We start from the raw sequence: 26978 nt of genomic DNA on the forward strand, positions 1-26978 counted from the left end.
GAAGTAGGAACCTCGGGGCCTGGGCTCCTGCTTTCGCAGGAGCACGACAGACGAAGAAGGCAGAAGGTAGACAGTCATGGCAACCACCAACAATGTAGGCCGCATCTCGCAGGTCATCGGCGCTGTCGTCGACGTGACCTTCCCCGATGCGCTCCCTTTCATCCTCTCGGCGCTGGAGACCAGCAACAACGGCCAGCGCCTGGTCCTCGAAGTCGCCCAGCATCTGGGTGAGAACACCGTCCGCACCATCGCGATGGACTCGACCGACGGGCTCACCCGCGGGCAGGAAGTGACCGACACCGGCGCGCAGATCAGCGTGCCCGTCGGCCCCGCGACCCTCGGCCGCATCCTCAACGTCATCGGCGAGCCGATCGACGAGCGCGGCCCGATCGGCACCGACATGAAGTCGCCGATCCACGCCAAGGCGCCGGAGTTCATCGACCAGTCGACCGACAGCTCCATCCTCGTCACCGGCATCAAGGTGATCGACCTTCTCGCCCCCTATGCCAAGGGCGGCAAGATCGGCCTGTTCGGCGGCGCGGGCGTGGGCAAGACCGTGCTCATTCAGGAACTCATCAACAACATCGCGAAGGGCCATGGCGGCACCTCCGTGTTCGCGGGCGTCGGCGAGCGGACCCGCGAGGGTAACGACCTGTATCACGAATTCCTCGATGCCGGCGTCATCGCCAAGGACGCCGATGGCAACGCAATCTCCGAAGGTTCCAAGGTGGCGCTGGTCTATGGCCAGATGAACGAGCCGCCGGGCGCCCGTGCCCGCGTCGCCCTCTCCGGCCTCACCATCGCGGAATATTTCCGCGACGTCGAAGGCCAGGACGTGCTGTTCTTCGTGGACAACATCTTCCGCTTCACCCAGGCGGGCGCCGAAGTGTCCGCCCTGCTCGGCCGCATTCCTTCGGCCGTGGGCTATCAGCCGACCCTGTCGACCGACATGGGCCAGCTGCAGGAGCGCATCACGTCGACCAACAAGGGATCGATCACCTCGGTTCAGGCCGTGTACGTTCCCGCGGACGATCTTACCGATCCGGCGCCGGCCACGTCCTTCGCGCATCTTGACGCGACGACCGTGCTCAACCGCGCAATCTCGGAACTGGGCATCTATCCGGCGGTCGACCCGCTCGACTCCACCAGCCGCGTGCTGGAGCCGCGCACCGTAGGCCAGGAGCATTACGACACCGCCCGCGCCGTCCAGTCGATCCTGCAGAAGTACAAGTCGCTGCAGGACATCATCGCCATTCTGGGCATGGACGAGCTGTCGGAAGAGGACAAGCTGACCGTCGCCCGCGCCCGCAAGATCCAGAAGTTCCTCAGCCAGCCCTTCCATGTGGCAGAGGTCTTCACCGGCATCAGCGGCAAGTTCGTCCAGATCGAAGACACGGTGAAATCGTTCAAGGCCGTGGTCGACGGCGAATATGACCACCTGCCCGAAAACGCCTTCTACATGGTCGGCGGCATCGACGAAGCGGTCGAGAAGGCCAAGAAGCTGGCGGCCGAAGCGGCTTAAGCAGACGTGGCCGGCTTGGCGGTCTTTGGCATGGCGCTGCTGCAGGCAGCTTCGCCAGCCATTGCCGCCAAGCCGGGCCAGCTGCTGGCGGATCGGATCGAAGTTGCCTTTCGCGCTTGCGCTTTGCAACTGACGCAAAAGGACTATCTGACAGCGAAGAATAGCAAGGCACTGGACGAAGTCGGGGTTAAGTTGGACAAAGCGCCACCGGCCGACGTTCTTGGTATGGCCAGCAGGCTATTCGGCACCCAGGGCCTTTATGCTTCGATATCCACAACAGAAGGTAAGATGTGGATGGCGGCATCTGCGACTGTACCTGCCTGTAAGGTGACTGTTGCAGATACCCCACTGTCGCTGACGGCGCGCAGCCTCTGGGCTGACAAGCTGAGGGGCACTAATGGCTGGACGTTCGACAAGACCCGATCCGGCATGAACGGAAATCTCATGCGCGACTTGTTCGTGCTCAATGCGCAACGGCCGGGCGGACACATGGTCGTGATGCTGGATGGACCCAACATTGTCTGGCAAGAGGGCAAGGGTATCCAGATGATTATGACGGTCGCGCTCGACACAGCAAAGGCTCAGTAAAGACATGGCACTGCACTTTGAACTCGTGACCCCTGAAAAGCTGGTGCGCTCCGAGAGCGTCCACATGGTCGTGGTCCCCGGCATGGACGGCGATTTCGGCGTGCTGGAAGGCCATGCGCCCTTCATGTCGACCGTGCGCGACGGCGCCATCCAGATCTTCACCAGCGCGGGCGCCGCGCCGGAGATCGTCCCCGTCGAGGGCGGCTTTGCCGAAGTGAATGAAAAGGGCCTGACGGTCCTCGCCGAAAAGGCGGGCTGAGGGCCTTTTCAAACCCCGGGATGAAGGCCATCCGATTGCGCCTTCATCTCCACGATCCGGCCAGATCGGCGCGCGCTCACAATGCCGCGTCGCGGCGCGCCTCTCTCCTCTGTCGATACAGGGCATCGCAAAGCTCGCGCGCTTTTTGCGATCCACGCCGAGGTTCGCCTGCCGGCCAGCGAAACTGTCATGCAATATCCGGCCGCGCGAAGCCGTGGCATCGTGAACGGGCGCTGCCGCCCCTTCCCTTTATCGCCTTATGTCCCCGCATAATGGCCTAGGCACCCGCGCAACATTAGCCTTTTGTCAAAGTTTCCGGCCTATTCACCAGTTCTGGCCATGAAATATTCGGCGGGCTTTATCCAGTCTGCCGCGGGAATTCGGCGGGGAACCATGAGCGCATTCGGACGGAAGAACGGAACCAGCGGCATCAAGCCGGCCTTTGGCGTGGCGCGTCCGATGCATGGCGGCAAGCCTGCCCCCAGGGAGAACGAAGCGCCGGGTGGCGAGCAGTTTCCGCCGATCGAAAGCGTGGCGCCGATCGATCCGCTGGCCGTCATCTCACCGCAGGAACAGCGTAATGCCGACGCGATGGCCCGCCTGTCCGATCGCGCCAATACCGATCACAGCATCGGCAACGAGCCGCAGGGTTTCGAAGTTTCCGTCCACAAGATCAAGGAACAGGTGCTGCCGCGCCTGCTGGAGCGTGTCGACCCGGAAGCCGCCGCGACGCTGACCAAGGATGAGCTGGCCGAGGAATTCCGCCCGATCATCATGGAAGTGCTGGCCGAGCTGAAGCTGACGCTCAACCGCCGCGAGCAGTTCGCGCTGGAAAAGGTGCTGGTCGACGAACTTCTTGGCCTTGGCCCGCTCGAAGAATTGCTGAGCGATCCGGAAATCACCGACATCATGGTCAACGGCCCCGAGCAGACCTATGTCGAAAAAAAGGGCAAGCTGCAGATCGCGCCCATCCATTTCCGCGACGAGGAGCATCTGTTCCAGATCGCCCAGCGGATCGTGAACAAGGTCGGCCGCCGTGTCGACCAGACGACACCGCTGGCCGACGCCCGCCTGCCCGACGGCAGCCGCGTCAACGTGATCGTGCCGCCGCTCTCGCTGCGCGGCACCGCCATCTCCATCCGTAAATTCTCCGCCAAGCCGATCACGCTGGACAATCTGGCCCAATGGGGCGCGATGAACCAGAAGATGTGTACGGCATTGAAGATCGCCGGCGCCTGCCGCTTCAACATCGTCATTTCGGGCGGCACCGGCTCGGGTAAGACGACGATGCTCAACGCCCTCTCGAAGATGATCGACCCGGGCGAGCGCGTGCTGACCATCGAGGACGCGGCCGAGCTGCGGCTGCAACAGCCCCATTGGCTGCCGCTGGAAACCCGGCCCGCCAATCTGGAAGGGCAAGGCGCGATCACCATCGGCGATCTTGTGAAGAACGCGCTGCGTATGCGGCCAGACCGCATCATCCTGGGCGAAATTCGTGGCGCGGAATGTTTCGACCTGCTCGCCGCGATGAACACCGGCCATGACGGCTCCATGTGTACGCTCCACTCCAACTCCCCACGCGAATGCCTGGGCCGCATGGAGAACATGATCCTGATGGGCGACATCAAGATCCCGAAGGAAGCGATTTCCAAGCAGATCGCCGACTCCGTCGACCTCATCGTGCAGGTGAAGCGCCTGCGCGACGGTTCGCGCCGCGTGACCAACGTCACCGAAGTGATCGGCATGGAGGGCGACGTGATCGTCACCCAGGAACTGTTCAAGTTCGAATATATTTCCGAGGACGAGAACGGAAAGATCATCGGCGAATATCGCTCGATGGGCCTGCGCCCCTATACGCTGGAAAAGGCCCGCGGCTTCGGCTTCGACCAGCCGTTCCTGGAAGCCTGCCTCTGATCGCAGGCAGATCGGTGTCAGGGGTTCAAGGGACCACCTGCCATCGCCATCCCTTTGTCGACCCGCCAGCGTCGCCTGTCGACATGCGGCTTGCGCGAACCGGCATCAGGCTTCATCCTCGTCGCACGCCCATAGCGGGTCACTCTTCAGGGATGCAGACGTCATGCGCTCACCGACCGTCCTCTATACGGCGCTGATCTTCGGCATCAGTGCCATCGCCATTCCCGCGCTGGCGCTGCGCGCCGACGCCGAATCGCCGGCAACGGCAAAGGACGCCATCGCTAGAGCCGTGGCCGCGCCGACACGGACACCGGCCAATGCCGCGCGCGACAACTATCGCCATCCTGCCGAGACGCTGCGCTTCTTCGGCGTCAAGCCAGGCCAGACGGTGATCGAATATTCCCCGGCCGGCGGATGGTATACGGAGATCCTGGCGCCGCTGCTGAAGGACAAGGGCGTGTTTTATGCCGCCCAGGCCCCCGGCCGCGGCTTTGACAGCCTGAAAGCCAAGCTGGACGCCGATCCCGCCACCTATGGCAAGGTGAAGCTGGTCCCGTGGACGGCGCCGCAGACGGTCATCCCGGCCGGTAGCGCCGACCTCGTCGTCACCTTCCGCAACATCCACAATATGGTGATGGGCGGCACGGAAGCCGCGCAGTTCAAGGCATTTTACGATGTGCTGAAGCCCGGCGGCACGCTGGGCATCGTCGATCACCGGTTGCCGGAAGATCGCGATACCGCCGTGGAAAAGAACAGCGGCTATCTGAAAACATCGACGGTACGGCGCATCGCGGAGGCCGCCGGCTTCACCTATGCCGGTGCATCGGAAATCAACGCCAATCCCAAGGATACGGCCGACTGGCCGGACGGCGTGTGGACACTGCCGCCGACCCTGCGCAAGGGCGTCGTGGACCGGGATCGCTATCTGGCCATTGGCGAGAGCGATCGCATGACGCTGCGGTTCACAAAAGCCGGGAGATAATGCCGATCCGTGCTGCGCCACCGATTGCGCAGTGCGGCAAAGCGGCTAAAGCGGGCAGCGTGGAACGATCTTCGATGACATCGGAGGCGGAGCCGGCGCCTCCCGCCCCCGCCCATGCGCCCCTCGCCCGGGAAGAGCGCCCCTTCATGGCGATCGGGCTGCGGCTGCTCGCCATGTTCTCCATCTCCATCATGTTCGCGTCCGCCAAGCTGCTGAACGGCTGGGGCGTCAATCTGGTCGAGACATTATTCTATCGGCAGGCGCTGGCACTGCCGATGGTGTTCGCCTGGATCGCCTTTACCGATGGCCCCGGCGCCGTTCGCACCAGCCGGATCGGCACCCACAGCAGCCGGACCGCGCTGGGCCTGTTCGGCATGATCCTGAATTTCGGCTCCTATATCCTGCTGCCGCTGACGGAAGCGACCACCATCGGGTTCACCATGCCGATCTTCGGCACGATCCTGTCGGCGCTGATCCTGCGGGAACGGACAGGCATCCATCGCTGGAGCGCGGTGATTATGGGCTTTCTGGGCGTCATCATCATGACCCGCCCCGATTCCGGGCATTTCCCCCTGATCGGCGTCGCCGTGGCATTGACCGGCGCCGTCGTCACCGCGCTGATTAGCATCCTGCTGCGTGAGCTTGGCCGCACGGAGGGGGCCGCCGTCACGGTCTTCTGGTTCACCTTCCTCTCCGTGCCGCCGCTATCGGTGCTCATGATCTTCTATGCCCAGCCGCATGACACCGCCACCTGGGCGCTGCTCGTCCTGATGGGGCTGTCCGGCGGCATAGCGCAGCTCTGCATGACGGGCGCCCTGCGCTGGGCGCCGGTCTCGGTGGTGCTGCCCATGGATTACAGCACGATCATCTGGTCGACGATCCTGGGGTGGCTGATCTGGAACGACTGGCCACTGGTGACGACCTTCATCGGTGCGACCTTCATTGTCGCCAGCGGCCTCTACATCGCCCTGCGCGAACATCTGCGCATCAGACGGACCCGCCTGCGCCATCAGGCGCATCCGGCACAGCGGGTGAAGGGTTAATCATATCCGATTCGGTTGGGCCGATTCGCGCAACGGTCCAGCGCCGGAGGGGCGATGGTGGATAGCATTAACCAGGCTTTGGGATAAGGTTAACAAAAGAAAAGCCCCTCGAAAGGGGCTTTTCCTAAACAGCTAAAATGGCTGAAAACTCAGCCCCAGTCGCCGCCGAAAAGCCAGTCCCAAAAACCTTTGGTCGGCTGCGGACGCTTATTGCGACCAGCGAGTACGGTGTTTTTCCGCATGATAGCACCCCATATTGAGCCCGACCGGCACAGCCGGGCTAATGGTTGAGCTATCATTAACTGCTAAAGGTTACAACCTCTTAACCATAAGCAACCTTCTCATCCCCTCTGGCAGCGGGGGTCAGCATCCCCATGATGTCCGCTGCCCCCATCGGCCGGGCCAGATGGAAACCCTGGCCGATATCGCAACCCATGCTGGCCAGCAGATAGAGCGCCTCCGCCGTTTCAATGCCTTCGGCCACTGCCGTCATGCCCAGGGCGTGCGCCAGCTGGATCGTCGATTTCATCACGACCTGGTCCGCCGGGCTGGAACAGAGTTCCGCGGTGAAGCGCCGATCGATCTTCAGTTCGCTGGCCGGAATCTTGCGCAAATACTCCAAAGTGGAGAGGCCAGTGCCATAGTCGTCGATCGACAGGCCAACGCCATGGGCCTTGAACTGGCGCAGCAATGTCTGCGCCATCTCCGCCTCGGCGATCGCGGCCGTTTCCGTCACTTCCAGGATCAGGCAATGGGATGGCACGCCATGGCGCTCAATCGCCTGCATGACCATTTCGAAGATGCGCTCATCGCTCAGCAGGCTGGGCGAGATATTGACGGCGATCTTGAAGCCGGGATCGAGCAACAAAATCCTGGAAACCAGCGACAATGCCTCATCCAGCACAAAGGCCGTCAACTTGCCGATGCGCCCATGGCGTTCGGCCATCTCGACAAATTCCTGCGGGCTGATGGGGCCGCGTGTCTCATGGGTCCAGCGCACCAGCGCCTCGGCGCCGATGATGCGCCGGGTGGTCAGGTCATATTTGGGCTGATAGGCGACCCAGACGCGCTGGGCGAGGATCGCCTGATCCAGTTCCCCCAGCAGCGAGAGAGACCATTCCTTGGCCCCGGCAGCGGCAGGATCGTGCAGTTTCCAGCAGATGCCGTCCGTGCTCGCCGCATGGGCGGCGGCCAGCGCGCTGATCAGCCGATGCGACAGGGGCATTCCGAATTCACGATCCAGGCCGAAGGAAATATCGACGTCGAAGCTCTTGTCCTCGACCCTGATCGGATTGCGGAACAGCACATGCAATGCCTCGAACTGCTCGACCATCAGATCGAAATCAGCGGCATCGGCCAGCCAGAAGAAATTGCCGTCGTCGCCATGCAGAAGCTGCGCGCCGCCGGCACCGAATTCCAGACGGGTGACGATCTGCTTTGTCCAGGCCTGTTCCGCATGGGGCGGCAAGGTGCTGACGACTTCGGCGAAGCGACGAATCCGGGCGGCGATCAGCAAGCGGCGGTCCAGGCCGTCATCATGACGGATGGCATTGGTCGTAAACAGGCCCGAGACCGGATTGATCGTGCCGGCGTCCCTTTGTTCCGCGCCAAAGCGTTGCCAGGCCGCCCGAATCATCGCGGCGAGCAGCAGGATCAGGGCTGGCGAAATATCGACAAAGACATGAAGCGTTTCGAGGAATACCGGGAGGATGAGCAGCGCCACAAGCGCCACAACGCCGCCCAATCGCGACAAGCGCCGCTTGCCATACAACGTTGCCGACGCAGCAATCAGCGCCAATAGGAAGGGCGGCAACCAGCCCGCCATTATCGGCCGGCCGGCTTTCAAAGTCTCCGCACCCAGGACGATGGCGGCATTGAGCGATGAACGCTGCTGCCCCAGAATCATGACAGGAGCAGCAAGCGCCTGCGTATTGAAGCCTACGAGGACATCCTTGCCAGACAGGGTACGCGACTGACCGGGCGCGGCGGAGATATCTGACGCACTGACATAGGGCACCGATGCACTGCGAATTGCATAGTCAATCGGGAATTTCTCATTCGTCCCGCCGTAGACATTTGCGAGGGCGGAATCGATCGCGGCCAGTTCACGCCCACCCAGTCGCCGACGATAGGGAACATCCTCAACGCCATTCCAGTATCCACGAATCCATCGAACGGCGCTGACCTGCGTCACCTTGCCGTCAAGCGCGGCCATCGGCGCGACGGGACGATTGGCTCCGAGATTCTGCGGCTCGACATTGATGCCAACAAAGATGCGGCCGGGATAACGGCTCACCGCCCGCACAAATTGCCCATCATCCTTGGCATCGCCAGCCTGCAGCGGCAGATTGAAAAAGACGCGCTTTGCACCTGCCGCAAACAGGTCATCGGTCAGTTCGGCAAGCCGGGCGCGTTTCCAGGGCCATGGCCCTTCGCGCAGCAGCGCCTTGTCATCGATGCCGACAAGAACAATCTGGCCGCTGGCATCATGGGCGCGCAGCTTGTTGCGCAGCACGCGCAGGGAAAGGTCGACCGGCGTTCCCATTTCGAGAAGGCCGAACAGCATGGTGATGAGCGTCAGCACAAGCAGAAACCTGTGTCTGCTTATCCATGATCTCAACACTGATCTGCGTGCGCCCGCCAGGTGCATTTACTATGCCTCCGCGGATGCAATAAGATTAAAGCGTTAGCAATTCGCAAACATCGCACCGGGGCGGAGCGAACGCCGACCGGGGCGTATCATTTTCCGAGAGATTACAAACATATGGCGGCAGCATCGGTCGATGCTGCCGCCATGAATTTTTTGCCGGATGCGACAAGCGCAGCCGTGGATCGGCTATTCGGCCGCCTGCGCGAGCGCGGGCTCCGTCCAGACCAGAACGGGCTTGCGCGCGGCCAGCGTCTCATCCAACCGGCGGCGCGGCGCATGATAGGGCGCGCCCTTCAGCACCTCGTCACCGGCCGTTGCACGCTCGGCCAGGCTGCGCAGCGCCATGATGAACTGATCGAGGGCAGCCTTGCTTTCCGTTTCGGTCGGCTCGACCAGCATCGCGCCATGGACGACCAGCGGGAAATACATCGTCATCGGGTGATAACCCTCGTCGATAAGCCCCTTGGCGATGTCGAGGGTGGTGAAGCCCTCGGCCAGTCCCTTGTCGCTGAACAGCGCTTCATGCATGCACGGGCCGGAAGCGGCAAAGGGCGCGTCCAGCACGTCCTCCAGGCTGCGCAGGATGTAGTTGGCGTTCAGCACCGCATCGCCCGACACTTGGCGCAGACCATCGGCGCCATGGCTGAGGATATAGGCGAGCGCGCGCGTGAACATGCCCATCTGGCCATGGAAGGCGACCATGCGGCCAAAGGCGCCGGGATGCTCCTCGCCCGCCGTCTCTTCCTCGATCAGCGCGAAATGGCCATCGGCATGGCGTGCGACGAACGGCAGCGGCGCATAAGGCGAGAGCGCTTCCGACAACACCACCGGCCCCGAGCCCGGACCGCCGCCGCCATGCGGGGTGGAGAAAGTCTTGTGCAGGTTGATGTGCATCGCATCGACGCCCAGATCGCCCGGGCGCACCCGGCCGACAATGGCGTTGAAGTTCGCGCCGTCGCAATAGACGAAGGCGCCGGCGGCATGCACTGCATCGGCGATCTTCTTCATGTCGCGCTCAAAGAGGCCGCAGGTGTTGGGATTGGTGATCATCACCGCCGCGACATCCGGCCCCAGCCGCGCTTCCAGCGCCGCCAGGTCGACCCGGCCATCGGCATTGGCGGGGATATTCTCCACTGCATAGCCGCAGAAGGCCGCCGTCGCCGGGTTCGTGCCATGGGCGCTTTCGGGCACCAGCACCACCGAGCGCGCATCGCCCCGCGCCTGGAGCGCGGCCCGGATGGTCAGCAACCCGCACAGTTCGCCATGCGCGCCCGCCTTCGGGCTCATCGCCACGCTGTGCATGCCGGTCAGCGTGATCAGCCAGTGCGCCAGTTCATGGATCACGGCCAGCGCGCCCTGCACGGTCGACACCGGCTGCAGCGGGTGGAGATCGGCAAAGCCCGCCATCCGCGCAACCTTTTCATTCAGGCGCGGATTGTGCTTCATCGTGCAGGAGCCGAGCGGGAAGACGCCCAGGTCGATGGCGTAATTCTGCCGCGACAGGCGGGTATAATGGCGCACCGTCTCCGGCTCCGACAGGCCCGGCAGCCCGATCGGGCGACGTCGTTGCAGGCCGCCCAGACGGCTCGTCACCTGCGGCGCAGCGGCCAGGTCGACGCCCGTGGTCGAGGTCGAGCCGATCTCGAAGATCAGCGCTTCTTCCAGCATCAGCGCCTTGTTGCCGGTGATGGTGGGCTTGCCCTCATGGGCGACGGGCGCGGGCGCGGTGGGCCGGTCTTCCTTGAACATGTTCATGCCAGCACCTCCTCAAGCGCAGCGGCCAACGCTTCGACATCCTCTGCGGTCGCCGTCTCCGTGACGGCGACGACCAGGCCGGAGGCCAGGTGCGGCGCATCCGGGAACAGCCGCCCGAGCGACACGCCGCCCAGGATCTGGCGGTCGGCCAGCGTGCGGGCGACATCGCGGGCATCGCCGTCGATGACGAGGGTGAATTCGTTGAAGAATGTATCGTTGAGCAGCGTGACGCCGGGCACCTGCGCCAGACGATCCGCCGCCTGCACCGCCAACGCGTGGTTCAGCTCCGCAAGACCGCGCAGCCCGGCTTCGCCCAGCAGGGTCATGTGGATGCTGAACGCCAGCGCGCAAAGGCCGGAGTTGGTGCAGATATTCGATGTCGCCTTTTCGCGGCGGATATGCTGCTCACGGGTGGAAAGCGTCAGCACGAAGCCGCGCTTGCCCTCGGCATCGACGGTTTCACCGCACAGGCGGCCCGGCATCTGCCGCACATATTTCTGCTTGCAACCGAAGAGACCCAGATATGGGCCACCAAATTGCAGGCCGACGCCCAGCGACTGCCCCTCGCCCACGACGATGTCCGCGCCCATCTCACCCGGCGGCACCAGCGCGCCCAGCGCCACCGGCTCGGTCACGACCGCGATCAGCAGCGCGCCGGCTTCATGCGCCCTGGCGGCCAGCGCCGTCAGGTCGGTGACGCGGCCAAGGATGTCGGGATATTGCACGACGACACAGCTCGTCTCGCCGTCGATCGCGGCCAGCAGCGCGGCTTCGTCGCCCGTCGCCGCCAGTTCCGGTGCCTTGTAGACCAGCGTGTCACCGGTGAACCTGGCCATGGTGTTGCAGACGGAGACATAATGCGGATGCACGCCACCGGAAATCAGTGCCTTGCTGCGGCGGCTGATGCGCCGGGCCATGACGATCGCCTCCCAGCAGGCGGTCGAGCCGTCATACATGGAGGCATTGGCGACATCGCAGCCGAGCAGCCGGGCCACCTGCGTCTGGAATTCGAACAGGACCTGAAGCGTCCCTTGGGCGATTTCCGGCTGATAGGGCGTGTAGGCGGTGAGGAATTCGCCGCGCTGGATCAGATGGTCGACCGACGAGGGCACATGGTGGCGATAGGCCCCCGCCCCCAGGAAAAAGGGCACGGCGCCCGCCGCCATATTCTGCGCGGCGAGCCGGCCCATATGCCGTTCCACCGCCAGTTCCGTGGCATGGTCGGGAAGGCCGGCGATCTTTGCGGTCAGGCGTGCCTCGGCGGGCACATCGGCAAACAGGTCATCGACAGAACCGGCACCGATGACGGAGAGCATGGCATTCCGGTCGGGATCGGTCAGGGGAAGGTAACGCATCTTGATCCTTTCTTCCCGTCAAAACGAATGACGGGGAGATTTACGCAACGGTCGCGGTCAAAGGCCGGCGACAAAAGCCTCGTAGGCAGCCTCGTTCATCAGGCCTTCCAGTTCGGCGGGGTCGGTCAGGCGGAGCTTGAAGAACCAGCCTTCCTCTTCCGGATCGGAGTTGACCAGCGCGGGTTCGCCCTCCAGCGCGGCATTCGCCTCGACGATCTCGCCCGATACCGGAGCATAGACGTCGGATGCGGCCTTCACGGATTCGACCACGGCGGCATCGTCGCCCTTGCTGAAGGTCACGCCTTCGGCGGGCAGTTCGACAAACACGATGTCGCCCAGCTGTTCCTGGGCATAGTTGGTGATGCCGACGGTGGCGATGTCGCCCTCCACATCGATCCACTCATGTTCGTCGGTGAAATAACGGCTCATAACAGGCTCCTGTTCAAGACTTGATATCCGGGCTTGGGGTTCGCGCCTGGGCGTTTCAGGCTTTGGCGCGGTGATAGCGGTGGGGGACGAAGGGCATGGGCGCGACGGTGGCGGACAGGCGCTTGCCGCGCACTTCCACGTCCAGCGTGGTGCCGATGGCGGCATGCGGGCTCGCCACCCAGCCCATGGCGATGGGCGCGCCGACGGTCGGCGCGAAACCGCCCGAGGTCACTTCGCCGACCTGGGTGGCGCCAGCGAAGATCGGGGCGCCTTCACGCGCCGGCAGGCGGCCGTCGATGGTGAGGCCGACCCGGCGCGACGCGACATCGCCGCCCAGTTCCTTCATCACCCGGGCATGGCCGATGAAGCCGCCCTGCTCCTTGCGCCGCTTCGAAATGGCAAAGCCAAGATCGGCGGCGACCGGGCTGACGCGGGTGTCGATGTCATGGCCGTAGAGCGGCAGCCCCGCCTCCAGCCGCAGCGAATCGCGCGCGCCAAGGCCGATGGGCTTCACGCTGTCCAGCGCGCAAAGCGCATCGGCAAAGGCTTCCGCGATCGTCGCGGGCACGCTGATCTCGAAGCCGTCCTCGCCGGTATAGCCCGAGCGGCTGACCCAGATGTCATGCCCTTCCCAGCTGAACGGGCCGCATTGCATGAAGAACAGGTCGGCGGTGGCGGGGATGAGCGCGGCGAGTGCGGCGCCGGCTTCCGGCCCCTGCAGGGCGAGCAGGGCCTGCTCGTCCATATGGTTCATGATGATCTCGTCGGGCAGATGCTCGATGATCCAGGCGATATCGTCATATTTGGTCGCGCCGTTGACGACCATATAATAGGCCGCGCCATCGAAGGGGCTGGCCTCGGGCAGGCGGGAGACCATCAGGTCGTCCAGAACGCCGCCGTCCTCGTCCAGCAGCAGCGAATAGCGCTGGCGACAGGGCTTGAGGCCAAGGATATCGCCGGGCAGCAGCGTTTCCAGCGCGGTCGCGACCGCTTCGGCGCTTTCGCCGCTGAAGCTCAGCTGGCCCATATGGCTGACGTCGAACAGGCCGGCATGTTCGCGCACCCACTGATGCTCGGCCATGATGCCTTCATATTGGATGGGCATTTCATAGCCGGCAAAGCCGACCATGCGGCCACCCTTGGCACGATGCCAGTTGTCGAGGGGAAGCTTGCCGAGCGGAAGTTCGGCCTCCAGCTCAGCGACGTTGGCGCTGTTATCCTGGCTGGGTGCGGTCATATCTTGGGCTCCGTTGGCAAGAGGTCGTTAAGCGGCGCATGTGCTGACCAGAGAGAGATCACACATTTGTCGCCCCCTCTGTCAGGAAACCTGAGAGCTTTCGCCGCATTCCGTTGGAAGGATGCGCGGCTTACCCCTTCGGTGGGACGGCATGATCCGTCCGCTTTCCAGAGTGCCTGCCCATGATACGGTCCCGTGGCCTGAGAGATTCCGGGGCGGTTGCTCCTTCGGCGGCTTCCGGTGCGGTCCCTCAAAGGGCGCCCCTTCCACACTCTCCCGCATCATGACCGCGCCAAAGACTCGACGCGGAGACACATCCTGCATTACGCAATCGCAGCACGCCGTCAATCCGCAAGGGACGGACAATTTGTGCTGAAAAGCACCGCATGACGGTTTTCTGCATAGCGATCCGTCATCCCGGCGATGAAATCGGCGATGTGCCGGCTGCGATCGGGCTCTTGCGAGGCGCAGCCCTGCGGCCAGCCTTCGGCCATCAGCGCGGGATCGGCGCGATAGGCTTCGAACAGGTCGCTGACGATGGCGCGCGCCCGGTCCGCCGCCGCCAGCTGCGTGGGATGATGGTAGAGCGAGGCGTACATGAAGCGCTTGAGCTGCTTTTCCTCCTGCACCATCGCGTCGGAAAAGCCGGCCAGCGCGCGGCCGGCAGCGCGCACATCCGCGATATCGCCGATATGATGGGCGGCGATCGCGGCGCGGGTGGTTTCGATCACATCGTTGACCATCAGGCCGATCTGGTCGCGCACCAGCTCGCGCAGCAGCCGGTCGGGCGCGATGTCGGGATGGCGCGCACGCACCCCTTGCCAGCACCGCGCGACCAGCGGCACCTCCAGGATCTGCTCCAGGGTCAACAGGCCGGCGCGCAGGCCATCGTCGATATCGTGATTGTCATAGGCGATGTCGTCGGCAATGGCGGCGACCTGCGCCTCCAGCGACGACCAGCCGTGCAGGTCGAGCGGAAAGGCCGCGTCCAGTTCCTGCATCGCCCAATTGGGGTGGATGACCGGGCCGTTATGCTTGGCCAGCCCCTCCAGCGTTTCCCAGCTGAGATTGAGGCCGGGGAAGCGCGGATAGGGCGACTCCAGCAGCATCAGCGTGCGCAGCGTATGGGCATTGTGATCGAAGCCGCCCTGCCCCTCCATCGCCGCTTCCAACGCGTCCTCGCCGGCATGGCCGAAGGGCGGATGGCCGATGTCGTGGGCCAGGCACAGCGCCTCTGTCAGGTCTTCGTTCAGGCCAAGGCTGCGCGCGATGGTGCGGCCGATCTGCGCGACTTCCAGGCTGTGGGTCAGGCGGACCCGGTAATGATCGCCATCGGGCGAGATGAACACCTGTGTCTTGTGGCGCAGCCGGCGAAAGGCGATGGAATGGATGATGCGGTCGCGGTCGCGCTGAAAGGCGTCGCGGGGACCGCGCGTCTCGCCGCCCGGCTCGGGATGAAGGCGCCCACGGCTGCGGTCGGCATGGCTGGCATAGGGCGCGAGGGAACTCATGCCCCTGCCCTATAGCGTTTTCCAGCCGGATGTCTTCATCCGGCGGCTCGGAAAATGCGGAAAACAAAAGCATAAGGCGATTTCCCCTGGCACGGCACCGCTCTCGCCTCTGCCTCCGCATTTTCCGGGCCAGCCCGCCGCGCCGCCTATTTCGCGCCGATCGGCTTTACCTCTTCGCCGGCATCGCTCTGCCAGGCGAAGGCGTCGGTGCCGGCCTTCTTCAGCTCTGCCTCCACCGCGCGCGCGCGGGTGAAGCTGGCGAACGGGCCGATGACGAGGCGGTTGGTCCGCCCCCATGGCGCCGTCCACGCATCCTGCTTCGCGATCGCCGCATAATCCTTGCGCAGGCCGCGCAGGGTGAAGCCCAGCGCCGCAATATCCCGGCCGGTGCCCACCTGAACCCAGCTGCGCGCGGGGTTCTTCGCCAGGCGCGCCTTCTCCTCGGCTTCGGCCTTGGCCTTCGCGGCGGCCTCTGCCTTGGCCTTGGCGGCGGCATCCTTCTTCGCCTTTTCGGCGGCGGCCTGCTGCTGCGTCCGGCGCTTCTCCGCCTGCAGTCGCGCGACTTCGTTGAGGTCGACCGCCGCGACCGCCTGCCGCCGCTCCGCCTCGGGCACGTCGAGTTCGCGGATGATGTCGGCGAGCGAGCGCGTCGCTTCGGGATTGGGCGCGGGCGTCGATGGCGCGGTGGCGGGCGGCGTAGCGGCGGCTGGCGCAGTGGCGACTGGCATGGGCGATGGCGCCGCTGCGGCGACCTGCACCGGCCGATCGACAGGGGCTGGCGCTGTCCGTTCGGGCGTCGGCGGGCCCTGCACCATCGCCGCCGGTGGCCCCTGCACGGGCGCGGCGACGGCAGGCGCCGTGGAGGCTGCCGGACGGGTTGCCACCGGCTGGCCGGTCGACGGCACAGGCGCCTGCAAACGCCCGAAGGCCGTCCGCGGCGCAACAGCGCTGCTGCCTTGCGAGAGGGCCGCCTGCCCCTGCGCCGAAGCGGCGGGGCGCTGCGCGGGCCGCAGCTCGTCGCCGCGCTGCTGCGCCGTCGTGGCGGCAAGCGACGGGCTGCGCGCTGGCGCCCTGGCCGGGCCGGACTGATCCGGCCGCCCCGCCATCTCGGCTTCGGAAGGCGGCGCGGGCGGTTGCGGCAGGGGCGGCTGGGCCGATGCGATCCGTGCGGGTGCCTGGGGGACAGGCTGGCTCGCGGCAGCCATCTGGCGATCCCTGCTCCTGCTGCGACGGCTCCTGCCATTGCTCTCCGCGACCGGTGCGGCCGCCACCGGCGCCGATGCGGCCGGAGGCGTCACCACCACGGGCACGGGCGCCTGCGCCATGCGTACGCTGGGCGGGAAACGGCCGAAATGCACGGCTGCGGCCTTTTGCGCCGCCGTCAGGATCGGCATGCGATCCATATAGGGCTGGATGGCGTCGGCGAGCGGCCTGGGCATCGTCTTCTGGGTGATCGCCAGGGCATCGCCATGCCGCCCGTTCATCGCCAGAATGAAGGCGCGATCGCGCCAGGCCTCGCGGTCATTCTTGTAGAGCAGCGGCTCCATCGCCTTTTCCGCCGCGTCCACCTTGCCGGAAATGCCCAGCGACACGGCATAGCGCTTAATCAGCACCGGATCGTCGGGCTTGCTCCTGAGCGCCTGCACATAATCGGCCTGCGCGCGCGCCTGATCCCCGCTCAGGTCATAGGCAAGGCCGCGATCGGCCAGCATGTCGGCCCCCTGATAGCCAAAGCGGGCGGCCTGATCGAACAGGCGCAGCGCCTCGCTGGGGTTCTGCATCTGCAGCATCGCGCGCGCCAGACCCGATTTGATCCGGCCATTGTTGCTGGAAATCTCATCGGCGCGCACGAAAAAGCCCGTGGCCGCGCGTGGATTGTCCAGCGCCAGCGCCGCCTCGCCCGCGCCGATCAGCGCGTTGACGTCTCGGGGATTCTCGCCGAGCCGCGTCAGATGGGCGTTGAGGTCCGCCGCCGCATCGGGACGGCGCACGTCCAGCTGCGAATAGCCTTCGGCCTGCTGCGCCGATGCGGGATGGATGACGATACCGGCCATGGCGGCAAGCGCCATGGCCGAAAGGAGCGATCTATAGCGGGGACGAGTCACGTCAGCGGCCTAACAGCCCGGCGCGTGAATGGGAACTGTATCGAAGCTCATCGGATCGACCAGAGGAAGGCGGGGTCGGACGATCCGATCACCAGATACCGGTTGCCCGACAGTTGCCGCCCGATGCGCGTTGCCCAATGCTTACTGGTTGTCCTGGCGGTTGAGGAAGCGCGGGATGTCGACGCTGCCGCCGGCATCGCCATCGTCCTCGTCGCGCTTGGCCGCGCCGCGCGACAGCCCGGCCATGCGCTCGAACAGGGTGCCGCCGCCGGTCGCCACGCGCGGCGCGGGACGTGCGGGCTCAACCGGCGCGGGTGCCTTGGACTCGCCGCCAAGCAGCAATTCATCCTCGGCCGGATCGAAATCCGAGAAGACGGCTGCGGGCTTGGGCGGCGCGAAGGGCGCGGGCGCCGGTTCGGCCGCTGCCGAAATCGGTGCGGGAGCGGGCGCTTCCTCCGCCGGGGCCTGGGAAACGGTCGAAAGATCGAGCGGTTCTTCTTCCTCGGCCGGCGCGGACGCTGCCACCGGAGCGGGCGTGGGCGTCGTGATCGGCGCGGCGGAACGGCTGGCGAAGCTGAAGGGCTGCGACTGGGCGGGCGCCGCGACGGATGCGTCGCTGTCGATGCCGGTCGCCACCACGGACACGCGGATCTTGCCGTTCAGGCTGTCGTTGAAGGCCGAACCCCAGATGATGTTCGCATCGGGATCGACCAGTTCGCGGATATGGTTGGCCGCTTCGTCGACTTCCATCAGGCGCATGTCCTCGCCGCCGACGATGGAGACGATCACGCCCTTGGCGCCGCGCATCGACACGCCGTCGAGCAGCGGGTTGGCAATCGCCTTTTCGGCGGCCTGCAGCGCCCGGCCGTCGCCTTCCGCCTCGCCGGTGCCCATCATCGCCTTGCCCATCTCGCCCATCACGGAGCGGACGTCGGCGAAATCGAGGTTGATGAGGCCGGGCATGACCATCAGGTCGGTGATGCCGCGCACGCCCTGCTGCAGCACCTCGTCCGCCATCTGGAAGGCTTCCTTGAAGGTGGTGTTGGGGTTCGCGATCAGGAACAGATTCTGGTTCGGGATAACGATCAGCGTATCGACATGCTTCTGCAGCTCGTCGATGCCGGCATCGGCCGAGCGCATGCGGCGGCTACCCTCGAAGGTGAAGGGCTTGGTCACGACACCCACGGTCAGGATGCCCTTTTCCCGCGCGACCTTGGCGATGACCGGCGCCGCGCCGGTGCCGGTGCCGCCGCCCATGCCGGCCGCGATGAAGCACATATGCGCGCCGTCCAGCGCCTCTTCCACCGATGCGATGGTTTCTTCGGCGGCCGCACGGCCGATTTCGGGCCGCGAGCCCGCGCCCAGCCCTTCGGTGATGCGGGGGCCAAGCTGGATGCGGCGTTCCGCGGGCGAGGCGTTCAGCGCCTGCGCATCGGTATTGGCGACCACGAAATCGACGCCCTCGACCGACGCTGCGATCATGTTGGCGATGGCATTGCCGCCCGCGCCGCCCACGCCGATCACGGCGATCCGCGGCTTCAGCTCATCCACTTGGGGCAGGCCGATCTCGATGCTCATATTCTCGCTCCCTAAGCTCCAGCTATTCAGCGAAGCAAATCGTAATAATTTCTTCATGCACCAGATGATCGGGCAATTCGATAGTTAATTTCACGCCCGACCACGATGTTCTGTTCCGTTTCGTCAATAATTCGCCTTGAGCGCACCCCATACACGCTGCCACCACTGACCGGCACCAACGCGATGTACGGTCTGTGCCGCCGGCGCCATGGTGCGCAGGTCGACAGGGTTGGATGCGCCATAGAGCGTCAGCCCGGCCAGCGTCGCGAAGGCCGGCCCGCTATGCGCTTCGGGCAACGCGGCAAGCCCGCGCGGACGGCCGATCCGCACCGCACGGCCCAGCGCGCCCTGCGTATAATCGGCAATGCCCTTTAACTCCGCGCCGCCGCCGGTCAACACCACCTGGCGCCCGACCGGCGAATTGAAACCCATGGCGGCCAGACTGGCGTTCACTTCCACCATCAACTGGTTCAACCGTTCGCAAATCACGCCGACCAGCGCGGCGCGGGTGATGCGCCCGGCGTCCGCGCTCTCGCCATCGCTGCTGATCGGCGCGATCTCGATCATCTCGCGGAAGTCGCGGCGCGACTGCATGGCCGATCCGTAGAAGCATTTCATCCGTTCCGCCTGGCTGCGGCGGATGCCGAAGGCGCTGGCGATATCGTCCGTGATGTCGGCCGCGCCAATGGGAATGGAATGCAGGCCGACCAGCATGCCGCCATAATAAAGCGAGACATTGGTGACGCCCGCGCCCAGTTCCACCAGCGCCACGCCAAGGTCGCGCTCCTCGTCCGACAGGCAGGCAAGGCCGGTGGCGACGGGCGCGGCGACGATGCCGTTGACGTTCAGATAGGCGCCGCGCACGCACATTTCGAGATTGGCAAGCGGCGCGCCGTCCGCCAGCACGACATGGATGTCGACGCCCAGCTGATCGGCATGCATGCCGACCGGGCGCTGCACGCCCTGCGATCCGTTGAGGGTGAAGCAGGTCGGCTGGGCATGCAGCACCACCCGGCCATCGGGGTCGATGCTCTGCCGGCCGGTCTGCAGCAGTTCGTCGATATCCGCCTGCTCGACGCGATAGCCGCTCATTTCGCGCTCGACGGTCACGACGTCGCTCACCAGGCTGCCGCCCGAAAAGCTGACCCAGACATCCTCGATATTGATGCCGGCCACGCGCTCGGCCTGTTCCACCGTTTCGCGCACCGCCATTTCGGTGCGCTCCATGTCGGCGATATAGCCGCGGCGCACGCCCCGGCTTTCACGCTGCCCAGTGCCAAGGATCGCGAGTTCGCCGGTATCCGTCCGCCCGGCGATGAGCGCGGAGACCTTCCACGATCCGATATCGATCGCGGTGATGATTTTCTCGACCTTGGGTTGGGCCATGATGGTCAGCCTTCCCTTTCAGACCTGGACGATGCGGTGTCGGCGCCCTTGCCGGTGGCCGCGCCATTGGCGATGCCGGGCTCGCCATCCTTGGCCGGCGCGGCCTTCTGGCCATGGTCGGCGGGCAGGCGCAGGATGAAGCGATCCGGATCGCGCATGTCGAAGCGCACGATGCCGCGTCCGAGCAGGCGGTTGACCCCGTCCATGCGCGCGAAGTTCACCAGCGCCGCGCTCGACTGCTTCGCCCCTTCGGGCAGGGACAGCGTCTCGCCCGACTGGAAGCGCAGGTCCCATCGGCGGTTGCCGACCCAGGTCGCGCCCGCCAGCATCGGCTTGAGCGCGGGCGCCGCCTCCATCAGCTGGCCCAGCGCGCCGGTCTGGCGGTTGGCGTCCGGGCCGACGACCAGCGGCAGGTCGGGCATGGCGGCGGGCGACACGGTCTGCAGCACGGTGCCGGTCACATCGACCAGATGCAGCTGCCCGGCATTCTGCCACACCGCCACCGGCTGCCGCTCCACGATGTCGACCACCAGCGTGTCGGGCAGGCGGCGGGAAATGCGCGCATCCTTCACCCAGCCCAGCTTCAGCATGTCTTCGCGCAGATGCACCAGGTCGACATTCATCATCGAATGATCCACCTGGCCGAGCGCGATGTTGTAGACGGGCAGCTCGTCCATCCGCTCGACGCCGTGGACCTCGACCTTCTTCACCTCGAAACCGGCATGGGCCGTGAGCTCGGCGAATTCCTGCCGTGCCATGGCCGGCACGCCCATGAAGCTGGCCGCGCCCACCGCCACCGCGCCGACGATGCCGACGATCGCCCATGTCGCCATGCGCTGCACCGTCGCCTCGCTGACCGGAAGCGCCGCGATCACCCGGTCGAGCGCGCTCTGCTGCTTCAGCGTCTTGCGCCCCCGCCCACCGCGCGCGGAAACCGTCGGCTTGCGGGGGGACAGGCGGCTGGTGCCCCCGCGCCTGATCCTGGCTTCGCTCATAATGCCTCCTCGACAATCCGCTCGACCAGTTCGGCATAATCGATGCCCAGCTTCGCCGCCTGTTCGGGGACCAGGCTGAGGGGCGTCATGCCCGGCTGCGTGTTCACTTCCAGCAGGAACAGCCCCTCTATGCCCTGCGTGTCGTCCCAGCGGAAATCGGCGCGCGATGCGCCCCTGCATCCCAGCACGCGATGGGCCTGCAGCGCAAGCGCCTTGCAGCGTTCCGTCACATCGTCCGGGATGTCGGCGGGGCAGATATGGTCGGTCATGCCGTCGGTATATTTGGCGTCGAAATCGTAGAAGCCGCTTTTGGGGCGCAATTCCGTCACCAGCAGCGCCTCGTCGCCCAGCACGGCGGTCGTCAGCTCGCGGCCACGGATATAGGGTTCGGCCAGCAGCTCATCGAAATGCTGCCACGGCCCCTCGACATCGCGGCCGATGGGCGACCCGTAATTGCCCTCGGCGGTGACGATGGCGACACCCACGGAGCTGCCCTCGTTCACGGGCTTGAGCACATAGGGGCGCGGCAGCGGGTCGCCCGCGAACAGGCTGGCGCTCTGCACCACCTGGCCGCCCGGCATGGGGATGCCATGGGGGACGAGCGTCTGCTTGGTCAGTTGCTTGTCGATGGCGATGACGGAGGTGGCAAGGCCGCTATGGGTGTATTTGACCCCCATCAGGTCCAGCATGCCCTGCACGGTGCCGTCTTCGCCGGGCACGCCATGCAGCGCGTTGAACACGATATCGGGCTTCGCCTCCGATATGCGCAGGGCGACGTCGCGATCCATGTCGATGCGGGTGACGCGATGGCCACGGCTTTCCAGCGCCTTCGCGATCCCCTCCCCGCTCATCAGCGAGACCGGGCGCTCGGCCGACCAGCCGCCCATCAGCACGGCGACATGCCAGGGACCACGGCTCATTTCGGCACTCCCACGCGTTTTTCGCTGGCGTCACCGGCAAACATGCCGACCCGCTGGATTTCCCACTCAAGCTCCACGCCGCTCTTGTCCTTCACCCTTTTGCGTACCTCCTCGCCCAACGCCTCGATATCCGCGCTGGTCGCGGCGCCCAGGTTCAGCAGGAAATTGGTGTGCTTTTCCGACACCTGCGCGTCGCCGACCTTCAGGCCGCGGCAACCGGCCTCATCGACAAGCTGCCATGCCTTGCGCCCTTGCGGGTTCTTGAAGGTGGAGCCGCCCGTCTTGCTGCGCAGCGGCTGGCTTTCCTCGCGCGCGGCGGCGATGCGGTCCATCTCCGCCTGGATCGCGGCAGGCTCGCCGGGATGGCCGCGAAAGATGGCGCCGACCACCACGGCGCCTTCGGGCAGTTCGGAGTGGCGATAGCTGTAGCGCAGGTCCGCCGCCTGAAGCGTGGCGCGTTCGCCGGATCGCAGCACGACATCGCATTCCACCAGGATGTCGCAGGTCTCGCGACCATAGGCGCCGCCGTTCATCCGCACGAAACCGCCGACCGTACCGGGAATGGAGCGCAGGAACTCAAGCCCCGATATCCCGGCATCGCGCGCGGTCGAGGAGACGAGGATGCCCGACGCGCCGCCGCCGCAGCGCAGGGTGGTGCCGTCCAGCGCCTCCACCTTCGCAAAGGGCTTGCCCAGGCGCACGACCACGCCGGGCACGCCGCCGTCCCGCACGATCATGTTGGAGCCAAGGCCCAGCGCCATCACCGGCACGGCAGGGTCCAGCGCGGCAAGGAAATCGGTGAGGTCGTCCGCATCCCTGGGCTCGAACAGCCATTGCGCCGGACCGCCGGACTTGAACCAGACCAGCGGCGCCAGCGGCGCCTGCGCCGTCAGGCCGCCGCGCACGGACGGAAGGCCGGAAGGGATCAGGGGCGCCGCTGCGTTCACGCCGCCTCCGCCAGATTGTCCGTCACGGCGCCGGCCAGCCCCGCCGCCCATTTGGTGATGTCGCCCGCGCCAAGGCAGATGACCATGTCGTCGGGCTGCAGATCGGCGGCGAGCGCGTTGGCGAGCGCTTCCGGCCCCTCGATCACCGCAGCGGCGCGATGGCCACGGCGCTTGAGCCCGGCGACGAGCGCGGCGGAATCCACGCCCTCGATCGGCTGCTCGCCGGCGGGATAGACGGGCGCGGCATAGACCACATCCGCGTCGTTGAACGCCTGCTGGAACTCATCCATCAGGTCGTGCAGGCGGGTGTAGCGATGCGGCTGGACGACGGCGATGACGCGGCCCTTCGCGCCTTCGCGCGCGGCGGCGAGCACCGCCTTGATCTCGACCGGGTGGTGGCCATAATCGTCGATCACGGTCGCACTGCCACCCGGCACGGCGATCTCGCCGACCTTGGTGAAGCGGCGCTTGACCCCGCCGAACTTGGCGAAGCCGGTCTGGATCGTCTTGTCGTCAATGCCCATGTGCAGCGCGACGCCGATGGCGGCCATGGCATTCAGCACATTGTGCCGGCCGGGCATCGGCATCTCGATGCCCTCGATCCGGCGGATGGCCCCGTCGCGCTCGCGGATCTGCACGTCGAAGCGGTTCCCGCCGGGGAAGGAGACGACATTGTCGCCCCGGATGTCGGCCTGCGCCGAAAAACCGTAGGTGACGATGCGGCGGTCCTGCACGCGCGGCAGGATGGCCTGCACTTCGGGATGGTCGAGGCACAGCAGGGCGGCGCCATAGAAAGGCACATTCTCGACAAATTCGACAAAGGCGTCCTTCACCTTGTCGAAGCTGCCATAGTGATCCAGATGCTCGGGATCGATATTGGTCACGACCGCGATGGTGCCGTCCAGGCGCAGGAAGCTGCCGTCGCTCTCGTCGGCCTCCACCACCATCCACTCGCTGTTACCCAGACGCGCGTTGGACCCGTAGCTGTTGATGATGCCGCCGTTGATGACCGTGGGGTCCACCCCGCCCGCATCCAGCAGCGCCGCGACCATGGAGGTCGTCGTCGTCTTGCCATGGGTGCCGGCCACCGCGACGGTCGATTTGAGGCGCATCAGTTCGGCCAGCATCTCCGCACGGCGGATCACCGGGATGCGATGTTCCAGCGCCAGCTCGACTTCCGGATTGCCGCGCTTGATCGCGGTGGAGGTCACGACCACGGCCGCATCGCCCAGATTTTCGGCCTTGTGGCCGATCATCACATTGATGCCCTTCTTGCGCAGGCCCTCGATCACATAGCCTTCGGCCATGTCCGATCCCTGCACCTTGTAGCCCAGATTATGCATCACCTCGGCAATGCCGGACATGCCGATGCCGCCGATGCCGATGAAGTGGATGGTTCCGATGTCGGTGGCGACGCCCCTCATGCGGGCACTCCCTGCAGGTTGAGGCCGGTCGGCACGGGGCCGACGCGAACCGGGTCGTTGACGATGGGCGCGTGGCCGATGCTTTCCAGCAGGTCGGCCATGTCGCGCGCGGCATTGGGGCGGCCACAGGCCTTGGCGCGTTTTGCGGCATTCTGCAGCGCGCCCGGCTCCATGGCGAGCTTCTGCATCTGCTTGGCGAGTTCGACCGGCGTGAACTGGTCCTGCCGGATGGCGCGGGCGCCGCCGCAGTCCGTCAGTTCCTTGACATTGGCGGTCTGGTGATCGTCCATGGCGCTGGGCAGCGGGATCAGGATGGCGGGGCGGCCCGCCGCCGTCAGCTCGGCGATGGTCGATGCGCCCGCGCGCGCGATCACCAGATGCGCCCAGCCCAGCTTTTCGGGCATGTCGGTGATATAGGTGGCGAGGTCCGCCGGGATTTCCATCTCGGCATAGGTCGCCCGCACCTTCTCGATATCCTCGGCGCGGCATTGCTGCGTCACCTGCAGGCGGCGGCGCAGGCTGAGCGGCAACAGGGCGAGGCCGTCGGGCACGACGCCGGAGAGCACCGTCGCCCCCTGGCTGCCGCCGGTCACGAGCAGGCGGAAGACGCTTTCGTCGGTGAGCGCCGGGAATTCCTCGTCGCGCAGCGCCAGCACTTCCTCGCGCACCGGATTGCCGATCAGGTGGACCTTTTCGGCATAACGGTCCGACAGCCGCTGGACATTGGGATAGGCGGTCGCGATGGCGGAGACGCGGCGGGCGAGGTAGCGGTTCACCCGGCCCAGCACGGCGTTCTGCTCGTGGATCGCGGTCGGGATATCGTCCTTCAGCGCGGCGAGCAGCGCGGGCAGCGCGGGATAGCCGCCAAAGCCTACGACGGCGGTCGGCTGGAAGGTTTCATACAGGCGGCGGGCCATGTCGCGCCCGGCCATGATCGCGCGCCAGCCCTTGATCCAGCCCAGCGGGCCGCCCTGCATCCGGCCGGCGGGCAACACATGCACCTGCATGTCCTGGAAGATCTCCGGGATCTTCGCGCCGCGCTCATCCGTCACCAATGCGACGTGATGGCCGCGCGCCATCAACTCGCGCGCGACGGCATAGGCCGGAATCATGTGGCCCCCCGTCCCGCCCGCGGCGAGAACGAAGTGACGGGAAATACTCATCGACCGCTCCATTTGACGACGGGCTGCCGGCTCATGAAGGGATTGCGCCGCGTGAATGCGAGCAACAGGCCGACCCCGATACAAAGGGCCAGCATAGAGGAGCCGCCATAGCTGATAAAGGGCAGCGTCATCCCCTTGGACGGAAATATATGGGCGTTGACCCCCATGTTGATGATCGCCTGCAGCCCGAATTCGGTGACGAGGCCGGCGGCGGCCAATATGGTGAAGCTGTCCTCCTCGTCCAGCAGGCGCAGCAGCACGCGCAGCACGATGGCGAGATAGACGAAGGCGATGCCGATGCAGGCGAGCAGGCCGAATTCCTCGCCGATCACGGAAAAGATATAGTCGGTATGCGCTTCGGGCAGGTTGAACTTCGCCTGCCCGCCGCCGGGGCCGACGCCGGTGAAGCCGCCATTGGTGATGGTGCGGTGGGCCAGGTCGACCTGATCGGGGCCGGTATCGGTCGGCACGCCGATGCCCAGGAAGTCGTTGATGCGCTGCCGCCCGTTTTCGTAGAACAGGTAGACAAGCACGAACAGGCCGAGCGCCGCGGCGCCCATCAGGCCGATCCAACGCATGGCCACGCCCGAAAGCAGCAGCAGCGCGCCCCAGACGGCGCAGAAGATGACGGTCTGGCCAAAGTCCGGCTGGCGCATCAGGATCAGCGCGATCAACCCCGTCACCGCGCCCGAAAGCGGGATCACCGGCAGGCTGGCATCGCGCCCGCGCAGCGACAGCAGCCAGGCCAGCGCCACCACGAAGACCGGCTTCAGGAACTCCGAAGGCTGGAAGCGGATGCCCGGCAGGTCGATCCAGCGCCTTGCGCCGTTGACCGTGCTGCCCAGCAACGGCACGATCAGCAGGCAGGCGAAGAAGATGCAGGCCAGCACCACCGCCAGCCGCCGCGCCTGTTGCCGGGGCAGCATGGAGATGACGAGCATCATCGGCAGGCCCAGCCCCACCCACATCAGCTGGCGATAGAAATAGATCAGCGGATTGACCGCGACGGTGCTGGTCGAACGATCGATCGCGGCGACCGGAGACGCGGCGGCGACCGCCACCAGGCCGATGGCGATCAGCACCACGATCAGCGACAGCAGCACGCGGTCGATTTCCCAGAACCAGATGGCCAGCGCCGTCCGCTCGCGCGGCACGGTGCGCCCACCGAAACCCTTGGCGAAGTTCCTCGGCTTCAGGCTGTTCATGCTTGGCAGG

The 26978-nt window shown here is 65.6% G+C and carries 21 protein-coding genes and 1 riboswitch; of the genes, 6 read left to right on the plus strand and 15 right to left on the minus strand.

The genetic code is table 11. The annotated features are described in order from the left end of the window. The first annotated feature begins 76 nt into the window (after positions 1-76). The 6 genes from atpD (at position 77) to WFP78_RS04770 (ending at position 6308) form a co-directional block, all read left to right on the plus strand. Complete coding sequence (atpD, locus tag WFP78_RS04745) at positions 77-1522, plus strand: F0F1 ATP synthase subunit beta (RefSeq protein WP_336959226.1); 1446 nt, start codon at positions 77-79, stop codon at positions 1520-1522. A 30-nt stretch (positions 1523-1552) separates the two neighbouring features. Beyond that, a complete protein-coding gene (locus WFP78_RS04750; protein WP_336959228.1) occupies positions 1553-2110 on the plus strand; it encodes a hypothetical protein in 558 nt (185 codons plus the stop codon). A gap of 4 nt (positions 2111-2114) precedes the next feature. Continuing rightward, on the plus strand, positions 2115-2369 hold the full coding sequence (locus WFP78_RS04755; protein WP_336959230.1) for an ATP synthase F1 subunit epsilon: 255 nt from the start codon (positions 2115-2117) through the stop codon (positions 2367-2369). A 393-nt stretch (positions 2370-2762) separates the two neighbouring features. Beyond that, positions 2763-4283, plus strand: coding sequence for a TadA family conjugal transfer-associated ATPase (locus tag WFP78_RS04760; RefSeq protein WP_336959232.1), 1521 nt, complete (start codon positions 2763-2765; stop codon positions 4281-4283). 163 nt (positions 4284-4446) lie between these two features. Next, a complete protein-coding gene (locus WFP78_RS04765) occupies positions 4447-5265 on the plus strand; it encodes a class I SAM-dependent methyltransferase (protein ID WP_336959234.1) in 819 nt (272 codons plus the stop codon). Positions 5266-5339: 74 nt separating this feature from the next. Next, entirely contained in the window at positions 5340-6308 is a 969-nt protein-coding gene (locus tag WFP78_RS04770; protein WP_419722918.1) for a DMT family transporter, read from the plus strand. Between the two features lie 322 nt (positions 6309-6630). Here the strand turns inward: WFP78_RS04770 and WFP78_RS04775 are convergent, their stop codons facing one another. The 15 genes from WFP78_RS04775 to WFP78_RS04845 all read right to left on the minus strand — a co-directional run bounded on the left by WFP78_RS04775 (position 6631) and on the right by WFP78_RS04845 (position 26968). Next, the gene (locus tag WFP78_RS04775; RefSeq protein WP_336959236.1) at positions 6631-8892 is read right to left on the minus strand and encodes an EAL domain-containing protein; all 2262 of its coding nucleotides are present in this window, start codon (positions 8890-8892) and stop codon (positions 6631-6633) included. A 252-nt stretch (positions 8893-9144) separates the two neighbouring features. Beyond that, positions 9145-10713, minus strand: a complete 1569-nt coding sequence (gene gcvPB / locus WFP78_RS04780) for an aminomethyl-transferring glycine dehydrogenase subunit GcvPB (RefSeq protein ID WP_336959239.1) — start codon at positions 10711-10713, stop codon at positions 9145-9147. Beyond that, complete coding sequence (gene gcvPA / locus WFP78_RS04785; protein ID WP_336959241.1) at positions 10710-12068, minus strand: aminomethyl-transferring glycine dehydrogenase subunit GcvPA; 1359 nt, start codon at positions 12066-12068, stop codon at positions 10710-10712. The genes gcvPB and gcvPA overlap by 4 nt, the downstream gene beginning before the upstream one ends. 57 nt (positions 12069-12125) lie before the next feature. Next, the gene (gene gcvH / locus WFP78_RS04790) at positions 12126-12497 is read right to left on the minus strand and encodes a glycine cleavage system protein GcvH (RefSeq protein WP_336959243.1); all 372 of its coding nucleotides are present in this window, start codon (positions 12495-12497) and stop codon (positions 12126-12128) included. A gap of 55 nt (positions 12498-12552) precedes the next feature. Next, on the minus strand, positions 12553-13734 hold the full coding sequence (gcvT, locus tag WFP78_RS04795; protein ID WP_336959245.1) for a glycine cleavage system aminomethyltransferase GcvT: 1182 nt from the start codon (positions 13732-13734) through the stop codon (positions 12553-12555). 178 nt (positions 13735-13912) lie between these two features. After that, a riboswitch (glycine riboswitch) is annotated at positions 13913-14023 on the minus strand. Positions 14024-14078: 55 nt separating this feature from the next. Then, a complete protein-coding gene (locus WFP78_RS04800; RefSeq protein ID WP_336959247.1) occupies positions 14079-15245 on the minus strand; it encodes a deoxyguanosinetriphosphate triphosphohydrolase in 1167 nt (388 codons plus the stop codon). 146 nt (positions 15246-15391) lie between these two features. Beyond that, complete coding sequence (locus WFP78_RS04805; protein WP_336959249.1) at positions 15392-17350, minus strand: SPOR domain-containing protein; 1959 nt, start codon at positions 17348-17350, stop codon at positions 15392-15394. A 141-nt stretch (positions 17351-17491) separates the two neighbouring features. Continuing rightward, positions 17492-18928 carry a cell division protein FtsZ gene (ftsZ, locus tag WFP78_RS04810; RefSeq protein ID WP_336959250.1) on the minus strand — a complete coding sequence of 479 codons (1437 nt, stop codon included), beginning with the start codon at positions 18926-18928 and terminating at the stop codon, positions 17492-17494. A gap of 123 nt (positions 18929-19051) precedes the next feature. Beyond that, positions 19052-20314, minus strand: coding sequence for a cell division protein FtsA (ftsA, locus tag WFP78_RS04815; RefSeq protein WP_336959252.1), 1263 nt, complete (start codon positions 20312-20314; stop codon positions 19052-19054). Positions 20315-20319: 5 nt separating this feature from the next. Beyond that, positions 20320-21309 carry a cell division protein FtsQ/DivIB gene (locus WFP78_RS04820; RefSeq protein ID WP_336959254.1) on the minus strand — a complete coding sequence of 330 codons (990 nt, stop codon included), beginning with the start codon at positions 21307-21309 and terminating at the stop codon, positions 20320-20322. Beyond that, on the minus strand, positions 21306-22229 hold the full coding sequence (locus WFP78_RS04825) for a D-alanine--D-alanine ligase (protein WP_336959256.1): 924 nt from the start codon (positions 22227-22229) through the stop codon (positions 21306-21308). The genes WFP78_RS04820 and WFP78_RS04825 overlap by 4 nt, the downstream gene beginning before the upstream one ends. After that, a complete protein-coding gene (gene murB, locus WFP78_RS04830; RefSeq protein ID WP_336959258.1) occupies positions 22226-23176 on the minus strand; it encodes a UDP-N-acetylmuramate dehydrogenase in 951 nt (316 codons plus the stop codon). Before murB ends, WFP78_RS04825 begins: the two co-directional genes overlap by 4 nt. Then, a complete protein-coding gene (murC, locus tag WFP78_RS04835) occupies positions 23173-24600 on the minus strand; it encodes a UDP-N-acetylmuramate--L-alanine ligase (RefSeq protein WP_336959261.1) in 1428 nt (475 codons plus the stop codon). The genes murB and murC overlap by 4 nt, the downstream gene beginning before the upstream one ends. Then, entirely contained in the window at positions 24597-25763 is a 1167-nt protein-coding gene (murG, locus tag WFP78_RS04840) for an undecaprenyldiphospho-muramoylpentapeptide beta-N-acetylglucosaminyltransferase (protein ID WP_336959263.1), read from the minus strand. Before murG ends, murC begins: the two co-directional genes overlap by 4 nt. Then, positions 25760-26968, minus strand: a complete 1209-nt coding sequence (locus WFP78_RS04845) for an FtsW/RodA/SpoVE family cell cycle protein (protein ID WP_336959265.1) — start codon at positions 26966-26968, stop codon at positions 25760-25762. Before WFP78_RS04845 ends, murG begins: the two co-directional genes overlap by 4 nt. Positions 26969-26978 lie beyond the last annotated feature (10 nt).

Origin of the sequence: Sphingobium aquiterrae, assembly GCF_037154135.1 — a bacterium.
GTDB lineage: Bacteria > Pseudomonadota > Alphaproteobacteria > Sphingomonadales > Sphingomonadaceae > Sphingobium > Sphingobium aquiterrae.